The sequence below is a fragment of the Flavobacterium branchiarum genome, from assembly GCF_030409845.1.
In the GTDB taxonomy this organism is placed as follows: domain Bacteria; phylum Bacteroidota; class Bacteroidia; order Flavobacteriales; family Flavobacteriaceae; genus Flavobacterium; species Flavobacterium branchiarum.
The window spans coordinates 1,222,181-1,245,099 of sequence record NZ_JAUFQQ010000003.1 but is presented as its reverse complement, the minus strand read 5'-3'; the positions used below and the strand labels follow the sequence as shown (position 1 = coordinate 1,245,099).

Annotated in this window: 29 protein-coding genes; 17 read left to right on the top strand and 12 right to left on the bottom strand. The window is 33.1% G+C overall.

Features of this window, described 5'->3' with window-relative positions:
• Positions 1–3: 3 nt before the first annotated feature.
• The 8 genes from QWY99_RS06295 to QWY99_RS06260 all read right to left on the bottom strand — a co-directional run bounded on the left by QWY99_RS06295 (position 4) and on the right by QWY99_RS06260 (position 9,741).
• On the bottom strand, positions 4–2,301 hold the full coding sequence (locus QWY99_RS06295; protein ID WP_290262827.1) for a TonB-dependent siderophore receptor: 2,298 nt from the start codon (positions 2,299–2,301) through the stop codon (positions 4–6).
• A 29-nt stretch (positions 2,302–2,330) separates the two neighbouring features.
• Complete coding sequence (locus tag QWY99_RS06290; RefSeq protein ID WP_290262824.1) at positions 2,331–3,026, bottom strand: ABC transporter ATP-binding protein; 696 nt, start codon at positions 3,024–3,026, stop codon at positions 2,331–2,333.
• Positions 3,027–3,818: 792 nt separating this feature from the next.
• Positions 3,819–4,835 carry a cytochrome-c peroxidase gene (locus QWY99_RS06285; RefSeq protein ID WP_290262821.1) on the bottom strand — a complete coding sequence of 339 codons (1,017 nt, stop codon included), beginning with the start codon at positions 4,833–4,835 and terminating at the stop codon, positions 3,819–3,821.
• 61 nt (positions 4,836–4,896) lie between these two features.
• Positions 4,897–5,763 (bottom strand): MbnP family protein, encoded by an 867-nt coding sequence (locus QWY99_RS06280; RefSeq protein WP_290262819.1) that lies wholly within the window; start codon positions 5,761–5,763, stop codon positions 4,897–4,899.
• Between the two features lie 27 nt (positions 5,764–5,790).
• Positions 5,791–6,177 (bottom strand): hypothetical protein, encoded by a 387-nt coding sequence (locus tag QWY99_RS06275; protein WP_290262816.1) that lies wholly within the window; start codon positions 6,175–6,177, stop codon positions 5,791–5,793.
• 7 nt (positions 6,178–6,184) lie between these two features.
• A complete protein-coding gene (locus QWY99_RS06270) occupies positions 6,185–8,164 on the bottom strand; it encodes a TonB-dependent receptor plug domain-containing protein (protein ID WP_290262814.1) in 1,980 nt (659 codons plus the stop codon).
• Positions 8,165–8,168: 4 nt separating this feature from the next.
• Positions 8,169–9,092 (bottom strand): hypothetical protein, encoded by a 924-nt coding sequence (locus tag QWY99_RS06265; protein ID WP_290262812.1) that lies wholly within the window; start codon positions 9,090–9,092, stop codon positions 8,169–8,171.
• Between the two features lie 271 nt (positions 9,093–9,363).
• Entirely contained in the window at positions 9,364–9,741 is a 378-nt protein-coding gene (locus QWY99_RS06260; protein WP_290262810.1) for a hypothetical protein, read from the bottom strand.
• A gap of 380 nt (positions 9,742–10,121) precedes the next feature.
• Here QWY99_RS06260 and QWY99_RS06255 point away from each other — a divergent pair, with 380 nt between their 5' ends.
• Positions 10,122–10,475: a helix-turn-helix domain-containing protein gene (locus QWY99_RS06255; RefSeq protein WP_290262808.1), complete on the top strand. Its 354-nt coding sequence runs from the start codon at positions 10,122–10,124 to the stop codon at positions 10,473–10,475.
• Between the two features lie 395 nt (positions 10,476–10,870).
• Here QWY99_RS06255 and QWY99_RS06250 read toward each other — a convergent pair whose 3' ends face one another.
• From QWY99_RS06250 to QWY99_RS06235, 4 genes are all read right to left on the bottom strand, one after another.
• Positions 10,871–11,872 (bottom strand): NADP-dependent oxidoreductase, encoded by a 1,002-nt coding sequence (locus tag QWY99_RS06250; protein ID WP_290262806.1) that lies wholly within the window; start codon positions 11,870–11,872, stop codon positions 10,871–10,873.
• 28 nt (positions 11,873–11,900) lie between these two features.
• Entirely contained in the window at positions 11,901–12,665 is a 765-nt protein-coding gene (locus QWY99_RS06245; protein ID WP_290262804.1) for an SDR family oxidoreductase, read from the bottom strand.
• A 67-nt stretch (positions 12,666–12,732) separates the two neighbouring features.
• Positions 12,733–13,110: an SDR family NAD(P)-dependent oxidoreductase gene (locus QWY99_RS06240; protein WP_290265351.1), complete on the bottom strand. Its 378-nt coding sequence runs from the start codon at positions 13,108–13,110 to the stop codon at positions 12,733–12,735.
• 549 nt (positions 13,111–13,659) lie between these two features.
• Positions 13,660–14,340, bottom strand: a complete 681-nt coding sequence (locus QWY99_RS06235; protein WP_290262801.1) for an XRE family transcriptional regulator — start codon at positions 14,338–14,340, stop codon at positions 13,660–13,662.
• A gap of 125 nt (positions 14,341–14,465) precedes the next feature.
• Here QWY99_RS06235 and QWY99_RS06230 point away from each other — a divergent pair, with 125 nt between their 5' ends.
• The 16 genes from QWY99_RS06230 to QWY99_RS06155 all read left to right on the top strand — a co-directional run bounded on the left by QWY99_RS06230 (position 14,466) and on the right by QWY99_RS06155 (position 22,848).
• Positions 14,466–14,660 carry a hypothetical protein gene (locus QWY99_RS06230; RefSeq protein WP_290262799.1) on the top strand — a complete coding sequence of 65 codons (195 nt, stop codon included), beginning with the start codon at positions 14,466–14,468 and terminating at the stop codon, positions 14,658–14,660.
• Positions 14,661–14,672: 12 nt separating this feature from the next.
• Positions 14,673–16,805 (top strand): hypothetical protein, encoded by a 2,133-nt coding sequence (locus QWY99_RS06225; protein WP_290262797.1) that lies wholly within the window; start codon positions 14,673–14,675, stop codon positions 16,803–16,805.
• A complete protein-coding gene (locus QWY99_RS06220) occupies positions 16,802–17,740 on the top strand; it encodes an AAA family ATPase (RefSeq protein ID WP_290262795.1) in 939 nt (312 codons plus the stop codon). Before QWY99_RS06225 ends, QWY99_RS06220 begins: the two co-directional genes overlap by 4 nt.
• Position 17,741: 1 nt before the next feature.
• The gene (locus tag QWY99_RS06215) at positions 17,742–18,377 is read left to right on the top strand and encodes a P-loop NTPase family protein (protein WP_290262793.1); all 636 of its coding nucleotides are present in this window, start codon (positions 17,742–17,744) and stop codon (positions 18,375–18,377) included.
• A gap of 13 nt (positions 18,378–18,390) precedes the next feature.
• Positions 18,391–18,741, top strand: coding sequence for a hypothetical protein (locus QWY99_RS06210; RefSeq protein WP_290262791.1), 351 nt, complete (start codon positions 18,391–18,393; stop codon positions 18,739–18,741).
• A gap of 11 nt (positions 18,742–18,752) precedes the next feature.
• Positions 18,753–19,058, top strand: coding sequence for a hypothetical protein (locus tag QWY99_RS06205; protein WP_290262789.1), 306 nt, complete (start codon positions 18,753–18,755; stop codon positions 19,056–19,058).
• The gene (locus tag QWY99_RS06200; RefSeq protein ID WP_290262787.1) at positions 19,048–19,275 is read left to right on the top strand and encodes a hypothetical protein; all 228 of its coding nucleotides are present in this window, start codon (positions 19,048–19,050) and stop codon (positions 19,273–19,275) included. The genes QWY99_RS06205 and QWY99_RS06200 overlap by 11 nt, the downstream gene beginning before the upstream one ends.
• Entirely contained in the window at positions 19,272–19,961 is a 690-nt protein-coding gene (locus QWY99_RS06195; protein WP_290262786.1) for a DUF3164 family protein, read from the top strand. Before QWY99_RS06200 ends, QWY99_RS06195 begins: the two co-directional genes overlap by 4 nt.
• 286 nt (positions 19,962–20,247) lie before the next feature.
• The gene (locus QWY99_RS06190) at positions 20,248–20,544 is read left to right on the top strand and encodes a hypothetical protein (protein ID WP_290262782.1); all 297 of its coding nucleotides are present in this window, start codon (positions 20,248–20,250) and stop codon (positions 20,542–20,544) included.
• Positions 20,534–20,905, top strand: coding sequence for a hypothetical protein (locus tag QWY99_RS06185; RefSeq protein ID WP_290262780.1), 372 nt, complete (start codon positions 20,534–20,536; stop codon positions 20,903–20,905). The genes QWY99_RS06190 and QWY99_RS06185 overlap by 11 nt, the downstream gene beginning before the upstream one ends.
• 1 nt (position 20,906) lies before the next feature.
• Positions 20,907–21,050: a hypothetical protein gene (locus tag QWY99_RS06180; protein WP_290262777.1), complete on the top strand. Its 144-nt coding sequence runs from the start codon at positions 20,907–20,909 to the stop codon at positions 21,048–21,050.
• A 1-nt stretch (position 21,051) separates the two neighbouring features.
• The gene (locus QWY99_RS06175) at positions 21,052–21,384 is read left to right on the top strand and encodes a hypothetical protein (RefSeq protein ID WP_290262774.1); all 333 of its coding nucleotides are present in this window, start codon (positions 21,052–21,054) and stop codon (positions 21,382–21,384) included.
• The gene (locus QWY99_RS06170) at positions 21,384–21,524 is read left to right on the top strand and encodes a hypothetical protein (RefSeq protein ID WP_290262772.1); all 141 of its coding nucleotides are present in this window, start codon (positions 21,384–21,386) and stop codon (positions 21,522–21,524) included. The genes QWY99_RS06175 and QWY99_RS06170 overlap by 1 nt, the downstream gene beginning before the upstream one ends.
• Positions 21,525–21,530: 6 nt before the next feature.
• Positions 21,531–21,968: an LvrA C-terminal domain-related protein gene (locus QWY99_RS06165; RefSeq protein WP_290262770.1), complete on the top strand. Its 438-nt coding sequence runs from the start codon at positions 21,531–21,533 to the stop codon at positions 21,966–21,968.
• Positions 21,969–21,987: 19 nt separating this feature from the next.
• Positions 21,988–22,464 (top strand): hypothetical protein, encoded by a 477-nt coding sequence (locus tag QWY99_RS06160; protein WP_290262768.1) that lies wholly within the window; start codon positions 21,988–21,990, stop codon positions 22,462–22,464.
• Between the two features lie 9 nt (positions 22,465–22,473).
• Positions 22,474–22,848, top strand: coding sequence for a hypothetical protein (locus QWY99_RS06155; protein ID WP_290262766.1), 375 nt, complete (start codon positions 22,474–22,476; stop codon positions 22,846–22,848).
• The last annotated feature ends 71 nt before the right edge of the window (positions 22,849–22,919 follow it).

Here is a 22,919-nt window from a genome sequence, read left to right as displayed (position 1 = left end):
TCATTAAAATTTATAAGTTACAGTAAGGCTTATATTTCTCGGACTTCCCGGAAATAATCTCAAATAATTCTGAGCACCTAACCAATACGTTTTATTCAATAAATTACCTGCATTTACAGCAAGTTGCATATTATGACTTGGTTTATAATAAACCGCTGCATCAAAAATGGTAAAATCGGGAAGTGTAAAGTCACGAGTAAACCAAGGTACTTTGTTGCTTTGATACTGCATTCCGAATCCGATTCCTAGATCTTTCAAATAAGAATCTGAAGCAAAGTTGTAACGCGTCCATAAATTGGCACTGTTTTTTGGTGTATTCTGCTTTCTATCACCAATTAAAGCCGAATTTGCATCATTGGTAATTATTGCATCTATATAACTGTAAGATGCATTTATCTGCCAGTCTGGAGTTATATATCCAGCTAAGTCACACTCAAAACCACGGCTTCTTTCACTACCTCTCGTTACCAGCAAATCTGGGTTTACAGGATCATTTGCATTCATCAAAATATTACGCTGATTGATTTCATAAACTGCGGCATTAAAACTCATTGTTTTATTTAAAAAAGTAGCTTTCACACCAAATTCTTTCAAATCACTTTCAAGCGGTTTAAAAACACTTCCGCCAGGCAGACTCCCTGTTTGAGGCATTAAAGTTGTCGTATTCGATTGTGGCTGATACCCTTCAAGATATGTGGTATATACATTTATATCTTGATTTATAGCGTATGTAACTCCAATTCTTGGCAATAAAGCTCCCTTTTTTACTGTCAATTCGTTATTGGTTTCATAATTTGTAATATCTTCAAACCATTCGTTTCTTAAACCCAGTAAAAAACTGATTTTTCCCCACTGAATCTGATCTTGAATATAGATTGCATTGGTTGTTGTCAATGCAGACGGGAGTGCTGTCCTAACATTCAATATATAATCTTCTGGGCTTCTAAGTCCATAGGATGGATTATTCAAATCGAAGAAGTTTACATTTGGTTTTGGTAAAAGAACTCCATCAACTGTTGTTGTTTGGTAATTTGCCGCATTTGCTGCTACAAAAGAATTGGTAACCGTTCCGTCTTTTAATAAATATCCCCGTGCAGCGTTTTGTCCACCTCCTTTATTTTTATTCCAGCTACTTAAATCATAGCCCACTAATAATTTATGAGAGAGTTTCCCTGTTTTAAAATCAAAATTAAAATACGCGCTCAAATTGTCTATATCCCAATATTGCTCACGCTGTACAAACTGCATCATCGCTAGACTTGTAACGGGCTGATTGTTCATGTCAACCGCAAAAGCATTTGTAGTTCGATGTTCTTGAAGATTTTCTGTCCATGTTTGCTTCATATACGAAGCATTAAAACCAATTTTAGAATTGAATTTATGAGCAAAATTCGTCATCAAAATCATTTCTTTAGACTTAAAAAAATCACCCGAAGCACCTAAATTTAAGCTAATTGGTGTTTTATTTAAATTGGTAACGCCAGCTGTAGCACCAAAAATGGGTTGTCCTCGATCTAGGACTCCCCTCATGTCGCTTAAAATCAATTCGGTATTAATTGCCGTTTTTTCATTTGGAATATAACTGAACGATGGCGAGATCAAAAATGACTTATTGTTGACTAAATCACGGAAAGATTTTGCTTCCTGATATGCTCCATTTACACGGTACAAAAGTGTTTTTGATTCGTTTAATGGTCCAGTAAAATCAAGCGTTCCACGTAATGTACTAAAACTCCCAACGCTCAGGCTAACTTCTTTTCGATCGATCGCCAAAGGCTTTTTTGTCACCATGTTTATACTTCCGCCCGGATCAACAGATGAAAAGGAGGCACTTGAGGGGCCTTTTATAACTTCGATACGCTCAATATTACTTGTAAGTGGTTGTAAAAAGTAATATTGGCGTGTTCTCATTCCGTTTATAATCTGACCTTCTTCGTTTTGGCTAATTCCTCTAATGGTGTATTGATTATAGTAACTTGCTGGAATTACACCACTCGCCATTTTCACGGCGTCTGCGAGATAAATAGATCCTCTGTCTGAAATTAATTCTTTTGTTATGCTAGAAATTGACTGCGGAATATCTTTGTTTAAAGAAGCCGTTTTTGTTGCCGAAAAAGAATAGTTACTATGGTATTTTTTAGTTGAGCGCCCAACGATTTCAACAGTTTGCAATTCGTTACGTTTAGATTCCATTTCGATAGAATCTTTAACAATACTATCAAGGACTTTTTTATTTTTTGTCTGTGCTTGCAACACAGCTAAACTACTTACTAAAAAAAGTAACGTATATAGATGTTTCATTTTTATGTAGATGGAAATTTCAGTTCCCTTTAAACAGTTTGTAAATACAAATCTTCGAGTTCGTTTGCAGAAATTTTTGAAGCTTCGATAACTGTAACCAAGTTTCCTTGCTTCATGATTCCGATATGTGTGGCGACTTCACGCGCTCTAAAAATATCGTGTGTTGCCATTAAAATCGCTGTTCCGTCTGCCGAAAGTTCTTTTAAAATCTGCGAAAATTCATTTGATGCTTTTGGATCTAAACCGCTTGTAGGTTCGTCTAACAAAAGTACTTTTGCCTTTTTGGCAATCGCAATCGCAATACCCACTTTCTGACGCATTCCTTTCGAATAGCCACCTAAATTCTGATCGTGAGCTTTAACTTGCAACCCTGCCTTTGACAAAAAATAAGTCAATTCTCCTAGTGAATATTTAAAACCTGCAAGGGAAGAAAAGAATTTAAGATTTTCTAAACCTGTAAGATTGGGGTACAGCATTACTGTTTCTGGTATATAAGCAACATATCCTTTTGTAGTTTCAGTATTTTGTGTAACCGGAATATTATTTATTTTTAAAGTTCCCTCTGTTGGTTCTATAAAACCTAAAAACAAATTGATAGTAGTCGTTTTTCCAGCACCGTTCTGCCCTAAAAGAGCAAAGATTTCGCCTTCTTTTATAGTTAAGTTTAAAGCGTTTAAAGCAATATGATCACCATATTTTTTGGTAAGTTTTTCAGCTATTAGCATAGTAATATTAATTTTGATAAATTGTTTGTATATAGGAACTACTAAGGTTCTAGGCTTAATAAAATAGAAGCTTAGCAACATAGTAGGTCCGAATTATTTTGAGATTGAAAATAAAGAAGTCCGTTTCAAGCTTTTGCAGATGTAAAATCAAACAAAAGATCAAATAGAAATTAATCTGCTTATTTTTTAGAATAGCAAACCGTTTTATCTTAAATCAAAATAAAAAAATGTAATTAAACTAGAACGGGAGGCGCTCTGAGGGCAAAAAGACTGCCAATAAAGAATGTAGAAACTGATTTGGTATATTCGAATACAATGAAGATCTCAAATTCAGTTTTTTGAAAAAATAAAGTCTGAAAAGGACTTAGGATAAAAGTGTTAACTGAAAATTGACAAATAGTACATTTTGTATCAACTGAATGACTGTGTGTTATTTCTTTTTGGTTTGAACTTGTATGATGCTCGCAACGTTTTTCTGTAAGTTGCTTAAAAAAATGTTCATAGGAATGGAGTGTCTGAAATAACATTGAAGACAATATCATTAAAGACATCAAAAAAATGATCTTTATATTTTTAATTTTCATTCCAGTTTTTATATTGCGATTTTCAATAGTTAAACGCAACAGTGTTGCAAATATAGAAATCTAAATTTATTACTACCAATTATTACTGCTTTTTTTGTAAAAACAGGTTAATAAACGATATATGCATACTTCCAAATGTAATCGCCAAAATCTTAAGATAGTAGATAAAGAGTCGTTACAAGTTGTAATTAAATAAAAAAAGCATCCACTAATTCCCTAAAAATTGAACATCACTTAACGTATTCATAAATGAGATAAGATTACTCTTTTCTTCTTCATTGAGTGGAATTCTATTACCGTTATTCTTAAAAATTGGATCGAGATTTTCTGCATCTAAAACGCCATTATCAAAATAATCTAAAACAGCTCTTAAAGTAGAAAACTGACCAAAACTTCCATAAGGTGCAGTAAATTCAATGTTTCTTAAAGTAGGAACCCGAAAACTCATAAAATCAGCTGCAATTCCCGTAACTCGTCCACGACCAGCTTCGTTGGTATTTGTATTTAATGGAAAGCCAATATTTCTAAAACTTTGATCGGTAAACAATTCTGTACTATGGCAACTGGCGCACTTTTGCTGAAATGTTTGGTACCCCTTCAACTCGTTTACTGTAAAAGATTCTTTATTCTGTTTTACTTTATCATATTTGCTGTTCGCAGAAATTAACGTGTATTCAAATTGTGCAATACTTTGATAAATTCTTTCGGGCGTAATTTTTTCATCACCAAAAGCTTTTTTAAATAAATCTATATAATCCGCATCGCCTTTAATTTTATCTATAACTTCCAAAATTGAAGAATCCATTTCTTCATGTGTGATAATCGGAACCAACGCCTGATTCTCTAACTGGAGCTTACTTCCATCCCAATTGTAAAACTTTAAAAAAGCTAAATTTTGAATGGATGGCGTATTTCGAAATCCAACTCTGCCTTTAATACCAATCGCTTGTGGATTACCATCTGTAAAAGCTTTTGCTTGAACATGACAAGTAGAACAAGAGATCGTATTGTCTGCACTAAACCTTTTTTCTGAAAAAAACTTTTTACCCAATTCTACACCATATTTAGTGGGTTTGTTTTGGTTTACAAAAGTATTTAACTCTGGAAATCCAGCAGGAATGTTCAGATAAACTTCAGGATTATCAAAAGAAACAAAAGCATCATCATCGTTGCTACAGGAAGTTATAACTATTAAAATCAATATAAAACTGGCTATTTTTTTCATTTTAAATGAATTAAAACAGAACCGTCTAAGTTTTAAAATCAAACGGTTCTGTTATATGAATTTAGTTTTCTACACTAGAAATAGAGAACATTCCAGTAATATCACTAGATCCATTTCCTCCCAAATTGTCAACAAATTTTACCATTTGAGTAGCAGTATGAACATTTGGAGTCGCATTATCGCCCATTCCTGTCCCGGTTGAAAGTGTAATCGTATTTACTTTTCCACTTAATAATTTATCAAAATCTGCTTTAATTTTAATTTTCGGCGCTTTACTTCCTACAATTGCATTCGTAGTTAAGTTCAAAGTAATATCTCTGTAAGCATTAACACCCTGAGTATAGTTTGGAGCAGTTCCTTCGACAGTACTTCCTGTATGAATAGACATTTCCTTAGTATCAGTTCCATAAAAACCTTCTACTTTTGTAAAACGGTAACCACTTCCCCATTCCCACATCATTTTAGTGTCGTTTGCTCCAGCTGCTGCATAAAAATTAGGAAATCTTACCTGATCTAAAGTGTTTTGCTCTGGTTTTATTCCTAAACCAAATTTAATCTGCTTATAAGTCGCTGCTGGTATATTACTTAGCACATAGCTTAACGAGGCAGTTTTTGCCTGATCTATAACTGTCGCACCTTTATCCAAATCATTTACATTGAATGGAACTTCGTCTCCGTTATCTTTTACAAGACGAATATTGCTGATTACATATTTCAATTCAGAAAAATGATGAGCCTGCCCCGTTACTGAAGTATTTGCTGTTGCTGAAGCTGAAGTAGCATTTCCTAAAACAATTGTTGTATTCTTAAAAGTATTATTAAATTCTAATGTTACATTGTTTGCAACTGGATTATTATCATCACTTGAACATGATACGAATGCCAAAGAGGCTATGGACAACAAGAAGTATTTTTTTAAATTTTGCATTTTTATTATATTTTGTATTTCTATTAATTAATTAAACTGAGGTAACAGATAATAAATAGGCGGTGGTACAAAAATTTCCATATAAGGTTCAATCAAATCAAATTCTTTGTAAATCAATACTTTTCTAGATTTTGCAACTAGTACAGCTTGAACTTCAAATTCGATATTTGATAATAAAACCATATCGATTTTTTTACCAATACTTGTAAGTTCAAAATCGTTGTTGTTTGATTTTTCTAACTCATTTTTTAAATGACATTTACCATGACACTGTAATTCTGGCTTAGTTTTGTTAATACAAAATTCCTTTTCTATATTTTCCTGATTCAGTTTAAAGTGCACAATAATCAATACCTGCTGGAAAGAAACCAACAGGAACAGCATTGTCATCGTTATACTAAAAGCTTTTTTCATTTTTATATTAGAAATTGAATTTTAAAGAAGTAAAAATATTACGTCCCATTCTTGGGATATTTCCCCAATCGGCATAAGTGCTATAATATTCATTTAATAAATTTTCTGCTCCAATCTGAACAACGGTTTTTACTTTATTAATTTTAAAAGAATAATCGGCTGATATATTCCAAATTGTATAAGCCGATGTTAAATCTTCTCCATATTCTGGACTGTAATTGATCTGCTCGAAATCACCATTTATAGAAGTTCTAATTCCGAAATTTTTATGCATAAAATGTATCGAAGTCTGATAACTCAACGGACGTATAAAAGGTAGATTTCCTCCTTTATTATCCATTCCACGTGCATAAGTAAGCGTTCCTTTCCAATGTAGATGTTCTAAGATATCGTAATCAGCATTAATTGACATATTTAAAAGGGTTGCGAAATCCAATGATGTATATCCTTTTACTCCAACCGATTGATAATTCATAGGGCTTCCCATGCTTAAAACTCTTCCAATTATATAATTCTCAATATAGAAGTAATTAATTTTTCCTTGAATCTTTAATCTTTCATTTTTAAAACCTGCACTTGCATTTCCTTCATACGAAATTTCATTTTTCAAATTAGGATTTCCGATATAATCGTAACGATCAAAACTATTGTAGATATAATAGCCGTAACCTTCCGAAACAGAAGGCGCTCTATGTCCATAACCCGTTCCAACCGAGAAATTAAAATCATCAATATCTAAATTGTAACCTGCATGAAAACTTGGTAAAAATCTTGTTTTTTCTTGTGGAGCTCCTGGATGAAAAATCCAATTGAATTCTACATATTTGGAGTAATTGTAATTTACTCCCAATGAACCTCCCAAATTCACTTGACTTTTTTCTGAAAGATCCCACGAATTATTCATCGAAAGTCCAGCATAACGTGTTGTTACCCAAGGCCAGCTGTAAGCAAACATCGTTCTTTTGCTTCTATCCTGCGGATACATTCGCATTTCTGCAATTGATAGATTATCATAAGCATTTAATTGAATTTCAGCGGCGTAACTATTTTTTTTCAAATTGGCTTTTGAAACCAAACCATAAGTTGTACTCCAACCTGGCATATCCATATGAACTAGATTTTCTGGACGTGTTGTATCATCCATATAGTGCTCTATAGCATTAAAATAAATTTTTGAGTCAATTACTTTTACCAAGCCTTCTTCAAATAATTGTTTATGAGAAACTGAGGTAATTAAGGCACGAGAAAGAGATAAATCCATTGGCAGGGCAGGATAACCGACATCTTTTGCCATATCAAAAATTGCATCGAATCTTACTGATGATAAATCAGTTGTTTTATAAGCAAAACCTAATGAAGTATTGAACTTTTTGTATTGTGAATGTTTTACTTCATCCTGATTCCCATCGTAATAATTATCAGATTTTCTATAGGAAACACTTCCTTCGGCTACAAATTTTTCACCTGAATATGCCACATTTCCAAGATTAAAAAACTGTTTATTATTAAACTCAAATCCACTTTGATACGCTCCATTCCATTTTTTTTCAAGACCAAACGGTGTACTCTTTCTTCTTAAATCAATACTTCCAGCAACAGTTGCGCCGTGAAGACTTCCCTCCTGCCCTGATTTTATATCAATTGTCGAAAGATTATTACTTTCCACATACGACGTAATCGGGTCCATTTTATCAGTACAAGCACCAAAAATATGCATTCCGTCAATCGTAACCGTAGAACGTTCAGTACTCATATTATTCAAAAGTGGTTCCCAGGCATAAGCACCGCGTTTTATAAAACTGATATTATCCGAAGATGATAGAAATTCATCAACTGAAACTGCCATTTTCATTTCAGTTTCAATTTTCTTTTTTACTACACTTTTTACTTTTACTTCTTCTAAGTTTTTTATAGTGTCGTTAGGTACGTTTGTATTTTGAGCTGTTACAGTTATTCCCAAAAAAAATAACATTAGTATATATTTCATGTTTTTAGAATAAGGTATCAATAAAAAGTTCACTTTTAACTCCTTCAACACCTGGAGTAAAATCTGTTGGAACAACAGTTCCTTTTATGATCAATCCATTTTGGTTAATCATTATTAAATTTAGTGTCCAATTTCCCGTCATGGTATAATTAACAACTCCGTGATACAATCCATCGCTCTGTTGTGTCAAATCCTGATTGTTTGGAGAAGAGTGATTTCCCATTGAAGGCTCAGGCATTCTTGGATCTAATTTTAAAGTATAATCTCTTACTTCTGAATAAGAAAACTGACTTGGATCTGGAAAACCTCCCGCTGTAGTTGCTGGTTTATTGTATTTGTAAATACCCGCGATCAACTTGTTTTCAGAGACGGTTGGCTTTTGAGGAGAAAGCAACGCAATAATATATTCTTCATTATCCTTTCCTGTAAAGGAGGTCATATTCAGATTTTTATTGTTTTGTTTTTCAACCGAAATACCTTTATTAACCTCATATTTCTGATTATCAACCGTAAAACTCACAAATAATTCCCAGTTACTTGCTAAAGCGCTTTCACTTGTAAAAACGGAATATCCAACGAAACGCTTATTTGTTGCATCATATTGAAGATTATATTCATGTGGACAAGAAGTTTTACTTCCATCAGAATTACTCATTACAGGTAAAAAAGTTACTGCTGATGCACTTACACTTTGATTGGTTTGTGCATTTACAACTTTTAAATGAAGTTCGTTATACCCTTTATAAAATGTTCCGTTTAAGGCTTCTATGCTTATTTTGTAATTGTCTTTTGTAAACGAAACTACTTCTTTAAACTCGTAATATTCAGGAACTTCTGAACCAATTTCGGCTTCGTAATCTGTTTTATCTATTGTACAGGAAGTAATCACACCAAATAGTGCAATCACTAAAAATTTAAAAATTTTCATTTTAATGAATGTTATGAAACTGTTTGAAATACAGCACAAAAAACACAAGCTTTTGAATACCAAAAACGAGATGGAGTACCGTAAAATTTTACTTGATGATAAGAAAGTAACTAAGAAATACAAAAAGTATATCTCTCAGTTCAAGATTGAGATCAACAGTTCAAGATGTGCTCAGAAATGAGTTTATCTTCAATATCTGAATTACGTTTTTTATCATTGCCAAATAGCAATGCCATTAAACTTTCATTTAAATTCAAACTGAAATATTGATCTATGTAAAATAAATCGGAGGATGGTAAGTGAAATCAGTAACCCCTATAGGTTTCTTTTCAAATATAATAGAAGAATTGTCTTTTGAATCCATACTATCGATTACATTAGGAGTAATCACAGCAGTATTTTGAACATAAACAAGCTCTACTTTATCTTTTAGGCTGTCTTGGATTTTTTTTTCGTTATCAGAATATTTTTTGATACTTTTTTGAAATTCACATCGGCCGTTACAGTTGTTATAAGCCAACTTACGTTGCACACAAATAGTTTTTGCGATTTCTTTCTGATTGATTTTAAATGAAGCATAAATGAACAAGCTACCAAAAGATGGTGATAAAATTAAAATGGAAAGTACTATGATTACTATTCTTTTCAACTGCTTGTTTTCTATTTTGCACACAAAAGTACATACTATTTTGTATTTTATTAACGAAACTTTTAATTTTATTAAACAAAAAATTATAATCTCTTCATTTAAAAAAACATAACTCATTAATAATCAATAAACTTACAGTCATTTTTTTTCAGAAAAAATAAATTGAAGTTTAAAAAAAAAAATGAGAATCAAATTACCAAACTAATGAAGCACTACCTTTATCTCCAATAGAAGAAGAATCAATTTGGGATTCATTTAATAAAATACGTTGCGAATATTTTAATAATCAAGATGAATATAGCCGAGAAATTATACTGACTCACATAGATTCAATTTTAAAATATTCGCAACGTTATTACAAACGACAATTTTTAAATCGAATGATAATTTCTGAGTCTACTATCTCAAAATTTATAGAAATTTTAAACCAGTACTTTGAAAGCGGTAAACTTCAAAAAAATGGACTCCCAACAGTAAAATTTATGGCTTCTGAATTGAATTTATCTGCGAGATATTTAAGTGATCTTCTAAAACAAGAAACAGGAAAAACTGCTTTAGAGCATATTCACATCTCTTTACTTATAGAAGCAAAAAAACTATTATTAAGCACTACTAATACAGTATCTGAAACAGCTTATATGCTAGGTTTTGAAAACCCTCCCTATTTTTCAAGGTTATTTAAAAAAGAAGTTGGCTTGACACCTACAGAATATAGAGACCTGTTTTTAAATTAAATAATAGGTTCAAAAAAATATAATTCACAGCTAAAATACCAATTTATACTATATGAATTTCAGCCATTATATTGACTTAATTTCATTTTATAATCTTTACAATTCCCTTTTTTTAAATAGTCAATTCTTCATCAATAGATTAGCTAACATTTTAGCATAAACACAACTTTTAAACTTAATATTAAACAATCAGAAGTTTGTCAATCTGAGGAACGAACAGTCATAGTTAGAGGCTCTCCAATCTAGAACCGTTTTCCGTTTATTTCTTACGGAGATTCTTCTTTCCTCAGATAGACAATATTGGGGCTGAAAAAATTCTTACTACTCCACAGTTTATCGCATTGCCTCCACTTTTGCACCTGCTCCCATATTTTTAAGGAATAGCTTCTAAAATACTAATAAATCTTAATTACCACTTTACCTTTTGCACGTCCGCTTTCTATATAAGACAGCGCATCGTTGGTTTTTTCAAACGGAAATATTTTATCAACAACCGGCCGTATAACCCCATCATCAAGCAGGGAGGTGATATGAGTAAGCTGTTCCCCACTGGCTTTCATAAACAGAAACGAAAAATGGACACCCAATCTTTTTGCTTTTTTCCTAACTGCGTAACTCAGAAAAAACACTAATATTTTCATCATGGCATTCAATTTAATTTCATTTGCAAACTCTACATCGGGAGAACCTGAAATTGAAATCAGTTTTCCACCTGGCTTTAATATCCGAAGTGATTTTTCTAAAGTTTTTCCATCCTGGCTGTTTAACACTACATCGTAATCTTTAAGAATTTTTTCAAAATCTTCATTTTTATAATCAATTACTATATCTGCACCCAGACTTTTGACTAAATCAATATTAGCGGTACTGGTTGTAGTGGCAACTGTTGCGCCTAAATATTTGGCAAGCTGAATAGCAAATGTTCCCACACCGCCAGATCCTGCCTGAATAAAAACTTTCTGTCCCTTTTTTAATGCTGCCTTTTCTACTAATGCCTGCCAAGCTGTTAATCCTACTAACGGAATAGAAGCCGCTTCTACCATAGTAAGCTCTTTTGGCTTAAGTGCCGCATCATTTTCGTGAATAGCAATAAATTCAGCAAAAGTGCCTATTTTATAATCTCTTGGACGGGAATAAACTTCGTCTCCAATTCTAAAATTCTTTACTAAAGCCCCTACCTTTATTACTACTCCTGCTAAATCATGACCTAGAATTAGAGGCAGTTTATAATGAAGAATTGTTTTGAACTCCCCAGATATAATCTTAGAATCTAATAGATTTACACCTGCCGCGGCTACTTTTAACAGTATCTCATTTTCCTTTAATTCTGGATCAGAAACATCTGTTAGTTTGAGTCCATTTTTAGGTTTATAACTATTTAAAATAAATGCTTTCATAAATTTTCTTTTAAATTATTCTAAAATATTATTTTAAGGATACATAGCTTTCTTTAGAATTAACTAGACGATAAGCTAATTTAGGAAAAAATCTATTCAGTAAATACAGCGTTTTTGTATCTCCAATTCTAATCACATATTCATTTTTTATCAAAGCTTTGATAAACTGTTTTACAAATTCTTCAGTCGTTAATTTTTTACCTGTTCTTTCTGCCGTCATCTCTGTGGCAATAACTGGTGGCAACAACTCAAATACTTTTACACGGCTGTTTAGAAGTTGTAAATGTTTCCGAAGCGATTCTGTATAAAAACCTAAAGCAGCTTTAGAAGCCGAATATGTAGGCTCTACAATTGAAGGCACATAACGAAGAAGTGATGTTGTATTTATTATCGCACCTTCTTTTCTCGATTGTAGCATCTCCATAAAGAGATTGTTCAAACGAATTACTCCTAGGTAATTAACTTCCATTTCATAAGCAGCATTATTTACATGATTGTCATCTGCAGTTCCTAAATTAAGCAACGGAGCTAATACACCTGCGTTATGATACAAGATATCAATTCCGCCCAATTGTTTAACTTGCTGAAAAAGAGTTACTGCATCATTTGGATTTGCAGCATCACTTTGTATCACAATAAGACTTGGATACTCATTTTTAGCATTATTTAACTTCTCCTGATTTCTTCCCGTAATAATTACTTTTGCACCATGAGTAAGAAACTGCTTTGCCGCTTCAAGGCCTATACCAGAACCTCCTCCAGTAATTAATATTGTTTTATTTTTTAGTATCATATTGACATGTTTAATATGTATAATCTAAAATCCAAGTTCGAATGAAAGAACTTGGATTTATTAGAATTTATAGTTTATCGGAAAAGTTTTTTGATTCGCCTACCAAAATATCGAATTGATTATTTTTTAATCCTAATAACAATTCAACAGCAACTTCTGAAGGAGGAATACCGTTTGCACCGCCAATCTCGGCAGAAAACTCTGTATTGACCAAAGGAGGATAAATTTCAAAAATATTAAGATTTGAATTTTCCTCGAATGTATCTCTTAATCCCTGCGTATAACTATGTAGAGCCGCTTTACTTGCAGAATATGTTGGCAAGTACTTATTCCCTCTAAACACAGCGACAGAAGTAACGTTAACAACCGCGGCTTCTTGCTGTTGTAATAGTTGGGGCAATATCAATCGTGTAAAATCTATAACACTTAAATAATTAATATTTATTTCCTGAAATGCTTTTTCGGCAGCATTATAAGGGCCTATAAATCAAATATACAATAGTATCCAATATAAAAAAGGTCGATAAAACCAATAAAATCAAGGCTTAACACCAAAAAAGGTTAAAATCTGGGGTAATTTGAAATGTTCTTTAATTACTTTTTACTACCATTATGCTACCATTTAAATAGCTATTAAAAGCCTGTATAAAGAACTATCTACCATTCTTAAGTTATATATCTATAAAATTACAGTAAAAGCCGTAAAACCAAGTGTTTTACGGCTTTTTTTATTGTGTTGAAACAGATTTAAACGAAGTTTTAAAGCCTTTTAAAAAGTGCTTAAAGAATATTTCAAAAAAGCCTGTTTATATTATTGCTTTACCTCTTGCTTTACCTCTTGCTTTACTTGAACGATGCTAAAAAAAAGCCTGTACAATACCCGTTAATAGCACTTTTATTTAAGTAAATAACAAAAAATAAGGTTTAAACACCCCTTTATTTTATATTAATCTATTCGATTCCGTATTTACACTACTGATTATTAGTTATTTATCTAGTTGTGGAGTCGTATCGATGCTCGTACCAGTCCAATTGCGGCTATTTGACTTAATCTTATATCCTTAGGGGTGTGATGTTGATTGTGACTGACAAGCTTAATATATTCGTCACCTAATTCACTTTGATGTACGAATTTTATTGTTTTCATTGTACTGGATTCATCAAGCTTCACCGCTACTATATACATTTCACCGAAAAATATTTGGGCGCGCTCTACGGCAATTCGCTTGTACGCTATCATGTCACCTGATTTTAACAAAGGATACATGCTGTCTCCCGATGCGTATATTGCACCATCACAACTTGGCATACTTGGTATAGAAATATAATCTATTATTTTTTCTTCATCAACTCCGTTACCATCAACTAATGGGACTAAGCCCATTGTTGCTTCAAGGTTAAATAAAGGTACACGCTGCATTTCATAAATAGCATCTTTTGTTTTTCGCTGACTTTCTATTGCTGCTGCGGAAACATCAGGTAGAGTTTTCTTTTCATCAATAAGGTCTGAAATTGACACCTCTAGGGCTATTGCGATTTTTCGCAACCTATCAAGAGATACGTCCTGCTTTTCATTCTCATAATCTACATATGATCTCTTAGGAATTCCAGTTTTGACAACCATTTCATCTTGAGTGATATTTTTATATTCCCTTATTTGTTTGATTCTAAGCACGGTAAGTTGTTTTTTTTAAAATTAATTGCGAAATTTCGCTATTGATATTGCGATATTTCGCAATTTGTGTATATATTTGTAAAAGCAAAACGGTAATACAAAACAATAATTACATATGTAAACTTATGAAAAAAATAAATCCACCAAGGGGTTCAATCGGAATTCTTATAAAAGAATTTTCAGTAACAAGACCAACCATATATGCAGCATTAGCATATTATAATAACTCAGATGTAGCAGTTGCTATTCGTAAAAGAGCAATAGAAATGTTAGAAAGTGAATTGAATGCAGCTAAAGAAACATCTACTGAAACTAAGTAATAATTATTCAGTATGGAAAAAAAAGAAACCCCATTTGAATATCATAATGATAAACTTGGAGTAAAAATCAAGTTTTTGATTAAAAATGATAAAATTGTTAGCAGTCATGAGGATAGCTTAAAACTCATTTCATATCGGGCATTATATGGTCGAACTCAAAGCAAAACCCAGCCAGAGAGAGAATTAAGAAGGGGGTCACTTGGTTTTGATGCATTAGTCGAGTTTGATTCTTTGATACAAGAGTGGAGGGATACATTGGTGTTCAAATTTGGTAAGCCCACCGAAAAAGTTAGGGCATCGTTCTTTGAAAAACATTACATAAGCGATCGAAAAGCATTTGATTTTTTTGCAGCACATCGTTATGGTGAGGATAACAATAAAAAATTACCTCCCGAAGCGATCGAATTGTACACTTATAATGCATCGGTATTAAATACGATACTAGAAGTTCGCCAAAAGCGAAAATTATACACAAAGTCATTAGGTCTTACCGGACAATTTGATATCTGGCAAAGCTTAAGTAACGACGTTAACGCTTTTCAGCAAGTAAACCACGATTTACCCACTACCAAAGACAGTTTGCGCCACAAAGTAAACCGGTTTATAAAAGAAGATTATTCGTGTATTATATCTAAAAAATACGGTTCTAAAAATGCGGCTAAAGTTAAAGATGATGAACAATTAGCGCTTATTGAGGTGTTACTTGGTAAACATCAAAACTTAAATAACGAGCAAATTGTAAGACATTATAATGATGTAGCGGGTGCCATCGGTTGGAAAACTATAGATGCTGGTGTAATTGCAAATTATCGTGAAAAACTGGACTTATATGTTTTTGCAGGACAACACGGTGAGACGAGCCTAATGCATCAAAAACACATGCAGATTAAAAGAAGTAAACCAAGTGCCTCAATGTTGTTTTGGTCAATGGATGGGTGGGATGCCGAACTTCTTTATCAAAAAACGGGGGTTGATAAAAATGGAAAATCAGTTACAACCTATCACAATAGGCTGACTGCCGTAATAATACTTGATCCTTTTAATAATTACATAGTAGGTTATGCAATTGGAGAAAAAGAAAGCCCTACGCTGATAAGATCAGCTTTAAAAAATGCTCTTAAACATACTGAAGAATTATTTGGCGAAAAATACAAACCCTATCAGTTACAGACCGACCACTATCAGCTAAAAAACCTTAAACCTGTTTATGAAGCTACAGCAAAGCATTTTACTCCCGCAAAAGTAAAGAATGCAAAGAGTAAGCCCGTAGAACAATTTTTTGACAAGTTCAACGAACAGCATTTTCAAGAAAAAATGGTATTGAACTGGTCAGGTCACAACGTTACTTCAAAGAATGATAACCAAGTAAATGGTGATTATTTATCCAAACACCGCCATTTGTTTCCAGACAAGTTAGGCTGTATTGCACAAATAGAAAATGCCATTGCAAACGAACGTTCTGAAAAAGTAGAATCCTTCGTGAACAGTTTTCTTGCTTTTGAAGATAAAATAGGAATGACACTTAATCAGTATTTACGCACTTATGGAGTAACAACTGGATATACCAATAAAATGGAAGATAACGGATTGACACCAACCATTGAAGGGGTTAAAAGATTCTACGATTCATTTGATTTGAGTTTTAGAAAACATATGCACGAGGATTGGATGATTTTTTATGATTCAGATGATTTAAGTCAAATTTTGGTTAGTAATGCCAAAGGTCGAGACGGAAGGCTTATAGAAGAAATTGGCACAATGGAGTTTCTTCTAACAGAAAAATACATTCAGCCAATGTCTTTATACGATCAACAACAAGGTGATGCACAACAAAGACAATTGGTTTATGATTATAACCGCCGTATGAATGAGGAAATCATTTTAAGAGGGGTTCAACAAAGAGAAGTTTTAACCAATCTATTCGATGACAATCCAAGATTAGACACCCTTAAAAAATTAATGATTCCTGACAGCCTTGGACAACATAAAGATCAAAAAGCAATGGAAAGGCTAAAAAAAGCAACGGAACGCATCGCAATAAAGCAGGAGAAGAGAGAAAGAGGACTAGAAGAGTCTAGCTGGCAAGAAACACAGAACAATTATTTAAAAGATAAAGTTAACCTAAACAAATACACTAACCTATGATTACAACACTTCAAAAACAGCAAGTATCTGAGGCTTTAAAACAGTATTTAGACCTGCATAATATCTCAGCTAACGAAGTTTCAAAAAGGTCAAGCATTAACGAAAGTTATATATCAAGTATTTATCACAACAAAGCTACAGTAGGTAAATCAGAGATAAAAGATAAATGGTACTTAATGATTGCTGAATTTATTGGATTGTCCCTAATAAAAGAATATTGGGCATTGAAAGAAACACCTCAATTATTCCGCATGCTTTCAACCTTAGAAGATGCTAAAGAAAACGGCGTAACAAATATTATCATTGGCGAAACAGGGTCAGGCAAAAGCTATATATCGGATGTGTTTTTAAAAGCTAATCCGGTTGATACTTACAAAATTGTTGTAGGCTCATTAGACACGATAGGTGATTTGTTAGATAAGATCATTGATTCTCTTAAAATAGCCACTCCAAAAACCAAAAGTAAAAAAATTGGTGAAGTAGCTAAAAAGCTAAAACAGTTAAAACTGGAAGGACAAAAACCACACTTGATTTTTGATGAGTGTGAGTACATGAAACAACCGGCTTTATGTTCTATGAAAGAATTGTACGATGCACTAAAAGGAATTTGCGGAATCACCCTAATTGGTACAAGCCAGTTAACCGATAACCTTGACAAGCTTCGAAAAAAGAACCGTTCTGGAATACCACAGTTTTACCGTAGAATAAAATTTGGAATCCGCGAATTACCAAGTATTGATCGTTCTTTTTCAATGTTTTTAGAACAAATTGAAGACAAAGCACTCATTAAGTTCTTAAAACAAAATTGCGATAACTACGGTGAATTGCACGATGTACTTGTACCTGCAATGAAAGAAGCTGACAGAACTGGTCAGCTCCTCACTGAGGATTTTGTTAGAACAATTTTAGGAATGCCAAAGCTTCTTTCAGCATAATATGGCAGAATTAAAAAGAGCTTTAACCGTATCAAATGTACTTTCTGTAATTGTATCAGTCATTATGTTCAAAGGTCGATTTTATGATGTTTTTGGAAACCCTCAAAAAAAAGGACGTTGGTTTATTTGGGGAGATAGTTCGAGCGGTAAAAGCTCATTTGTCATGCAATTGATTAAAGAATTCGCTTTAACCGAAAAAACCATTCTGGTATCAAGAGAGGAGGATTTAGACGATGAAAATCTACAAGACAGATTAAAGCTATTCCAGATGCAGGATGTAGCAAAGAATTTTATTCTAGTTGATGATAGTTTAGAGCAACTCACAGAACGGCTAAAGCGTAGAAACAGCGCCCAGGTAGTTGTAATAGATTCGGTTCCTTATTTTTTTATGGGTTATTCATTTGAAGACTACTTGAATTTCAGAAAAAAATTTAAAAACAAAACATTGGTTTTTATAGGCCATGGAAAAGGACAAAATCCTAAAACCGAATTTGAGGACAGGATAAAATTTGATGCAACACAGAAGGTAGTTGTAAGCGGTTATTTGGCTACAAATAAAGGAAGGAAGTTTGGACCAAACGCAACACAATATGTCGTTTGGCAAAAAGGATATGAAGATTTACACGGAAAACAATAAAAGCAACATCACTATGAAAACAGTAATTAAAAAATTAAACATCACACAGGATCAATACGAAAGTATGATTTGGAATTTTTACAATAACTGGTGTGAAAGCGTAAGCATAACAACTCTTGAATATCAACAAGTTTTAGCCAACAGTTCTATTAATTCATGGTTTAGGATGGAATTGACAAACTGTGAAATTGAGTTTCACAAGTTAACAGATCGTTACACACAGACAAGTGTAACTGCTAGAGATTTAGAAAAGTGTTATCATGATTGTTTGATGTATTTATTCAATTATAGACCTATGTCTTTACTATCTCAAATTAAACGAAGCAAAACACCTCAAGGTGTAAAAGTCTTTTCAACCAATTAAAACTAACCAATATGAGTCTCCAAATATATGCCAGATTAAACATTTTATACAATGTACTAATCTATTGCTCAGATCAGCAAAAGGAAGGTAAAATCGAAAGTTTTTCACTTCCTGAACGAATTTGCATTAACCAAGAAAGAGGAGCACTTCTTAGTCAACTTGCTTTTTTAAATAAAGAGGTTTTTGCTTCAGAAGTTAGACAAAGTAAAGTCTCTAAAACAATTGATTCTAAGATACAATTGGTGGTTAAAAAAATAGAAGCTACCAATTGGGGTGGCTTTGATCAAAGTAGATTTTTGATAACAGATGAAACTTAAACGTACTCCTGAGCAAAACAGACGTTACAAATTGCATCAAAAAATTAAAGAGCGATTTGAGTATTACGCCAAGAAACGAACAGTAATTATCCCACACGATTACAATTTAGAATGTGAATTTCTAAAAGAACTTAGGGATAAATTTAGATACAACATTCAATATTCAATAATAAGTCCAAACACAATAGAAGTAATTAATCCCGAAATACAAACATGATGACAGAAACACCAACAACACCAATTGATATTACAAATTTATCAATAGCAGATAAAAAGGTTTTAAAAAAACAACTTGCTCAAGAAGAAAAAGCAGAAAAGGAAGCTCATAAAGCCAATGTTGCAACTCTAAAAGAAATTGGCATTGAGTTTTTAGAAAACAATATAGATTCTTTAGCCTTTAAACAAATTGACATGGAGAAAACCGTGGCAGGAATTTTCAAAGGACTAACACATTATTTAGACCTAAAAGCAAGTATATACGGACTTGATAGATTAGATCAAGATAGTCATACGGTGACACATCCTGATGGATCTTGTAGTATAACTATAGGCTACAATCCAGGGATTTCATTTGATGGAACTGAAACTGCAGGTGTTCAAAAAATAATGAATTATATCACAGCATTATCAGGAGGAGACGATGATGAAAACGCAGCGAAACTTGCAAAAGCGGTCAAGTTTTTTCTTAAACCAAATTTAAAAACAGGAATGCTTAACCCGGGAAGAATAATTCAACTCAATCAAATGAGAAGTGATTTCAATTCACCTGAATTTGATGAAGGAATGGACATAATCGTCGATGCTCAAAATAAGACCAAAGGTAGCACATATGTTTCTGGATGGAAACATATAGATATTGGAGATAATAGAACTCGAAAGTTAGAATTTAGATTCACAGTGTAATGAATGAATACACTACAACAATACTAATATTAGTCATAGTGCTGATTGGTACAAACAAAAAGGAGATAGCCACTTACATCGCCTGGTTAAGATTCAAAATTCATGTAACATTAAAACAATATGAAAATGATCGTCGAAATCATTCCAATATTGAAGCCCTTAAAAAACACAGTAAAGCAACTTATAAGCATAAATAGATTATTGGTTAGTTAATTCGGTTTCCCGAGCCTGATGGTTCTTGCAGGTTCGAATCCTGCCTCGGGAGCAAAATTTTAAAATAAATAAAATGGAAAAAAAGGTAACACATTATTTCGTGTATGTAGGGCACAGCAACGCTACAAAAAACAAGTTGCAAGATGAATTTCAAAATTACTTAAAATCTTTATCTGCTACAATTATTGAGGTTAACAAGCTTGAAGATTTAAAAAGTGAAATAATAAATAAATCATTAGAACTTAATGAAATTCATCGTCGATGTCAGGGCCTAAAAATATCAATTGTTGATATGCATTATAGTAAAGGATTTATGATAAGTGGTTTTCATTCTTTGGTTTTTCAAATATTGAAAGGTTATGGCAACTAAAGCACAAGTTTATACAGGCACTGGTTCTGCCATTGACAATTATAATAATCCAAAAAAACAGCTCACCGACATTGTAAATGGAAATCGGAATGGTAAAGATAATTGGGGATTGTTCGAACCAGAACATAAATATGCCAAAGTTCACAAATTAATACGCTCTATATGTATTAGTAAAGAATGGAGCTTGCCAAGTGAAAAATGGGGAGTAATTGCCGATTTAAACAAACTAAGTGATTTTTTAAAAAGTGAAAAATCGCCAGTTAGAAAACCACTAATGAATATGAATAAACAAGAGCTTGAGAAAATAATTACTGCTCTTAAAGCTATTGTAGTGCATCATTACAACAAAAAATGCAAGTAAAATGGAAACCTACAGCATCACTGAAGTATGTTCACATGACATAGCCGAAATCAAAATAATAAGCACTTGTGTTACTTGCGAAACAACACAACTAGTTTGCTCTACTTGTGGAGAAGCCTTAGAACCACCAAAAACAGAATGCTAAAATGAAAATAGACTTAAAACTTAACCCCGAAACCGCATTGATTGTAGCCGCCACAATTGAGGCAGTATATAACAGCAAAGCATTAACCAGGAGAGAAAAGTCAATCCTTTCAATCGCTCTTGACTTAGCTACTAAATTAGATGGGAAAGCGGTTCATATCAAGGCTAAAAGAAACCAATTTAATGCCAAAAAGAAAATAACAGTATCATTAAAGTTTCACGAGGCTGATATGCTGGAGCTCTTACTCCTTCAACAAATAAAAGGGATTCATGACTCCTACATCAAACTAGAAATCCAAAAAGTAATTAACCTATTGAATCAAAAATTAGCCTAATGTATATCAACAAAAAACGAAGAAAACCAGATGCAAAAAAAGAGTCAATTTTTGATACCGAAGCACGACTCGTAGAAGAAGCTCGCAAAATAGCAAAGAATTTTCAACACGTTAAACCAGTTAAATACCTTTTAAAATAGATTTAAATGGAAGAAAATAAATATGTAACCTATGAGGTTACTTTCAAAGAAACCAAAGAAAAATGGGTTTTTCAGTATCGGAAATCAGATGGAAATCTCCATTCTTTTTTTAATGATCCAAAAGGAATCGGCATTTTTAATTTGTTCAAAAAAAGAACATTTCCTGAAACAGTAGCAATGATAGAAGAATGGAGTCAGTACAAACACATTGTAACTATCGAACTTAAACTGGAAGATTATAGTTTCGAAGCTCTTTATAATAAGTATGGACTAAAAAGGAAAGGCGATTTAGCCAAAAAGGCCTACGAAAAACTAGACTTGCCCACCAAGATAAAAGTTTTTAATGTGATTCCAAAATACGAAGCCGATTTGGCAAAAACAGGACAAGCAAAAGCGCATTTAGTGACTTGGTTAAATCAAAAAAGATACAACGACGAATATTAATTATTAAACAATCAACAAAATGAATGAAACATTAACAGCCGATAAAGGCAAAGTAATAACTGCTTACAACAAAGCAAAAGGTGGTAGAAAAGTATTCTTAGAAAACATTTTCGGAATGAAAACCTTTCAACCAGAAATAAAAGAACGTGTCAAGAGCCTTAATGATGCGCTTCGGGAAAATGGGGTTTCAGAAAAAAAGTTCAGAGAATCATGCGAGGGAATGTCACCAGACGAAGTTGCTTATAAGATGATCAAAGAAATAGTAAAAGCATTCAACGAAGGTTGGGTACCAGACTGGTCAGATAGCAGTCAAAATAAATACTATCCATGGTTTAAGATGGGTTCTCCTTCGGGTGGCGGTTTTTCGTACGACGACTGCGCTTATTGGCACACGTATTCGTTTGTCGGCTCGCGCCTTTGCTTTAAATCAGCTGATTTAGCCAAACATGCCGGACAATTGTTTGAGAGTATTTACAAAGATTTTTTAACCGCTTAAAACCATATTATGTACACAGATATTAAAACATTCGAAGATGCTTGTAAGGTTTTGAACCTTGACCCGGCAATTATTATTCCTGATTTCTCATTATTTCCAGAATCAGATAGACAGGCAATGATTGATCACACCAAATTAGTAATCATAGCTAAAGCCATAAACGGCGACTGGGTACCAGACTGGAATGATTGGGATCAGTATAAATACCATCCATGGTTCAAGATGGTTTCTCCTTCGGGTGGCGGTTTTTCGTGCTACGGCTACGATAGTTGGCTCACGCTTTCGGCTGTCGGCTCGCGCCTTTGCTTTCAAACCAGAGATATGGCAAAGTATGCTGGAAAACAGTTTGAAGAATTATACAAAAGCTATTTCGTAAAAGCATAATAAATGAGGTTGTGTGGTGTCGTTGCTGTAGTTCTCCTTCAGGTGGCAGTTTTTCGTACAACGACTACGAT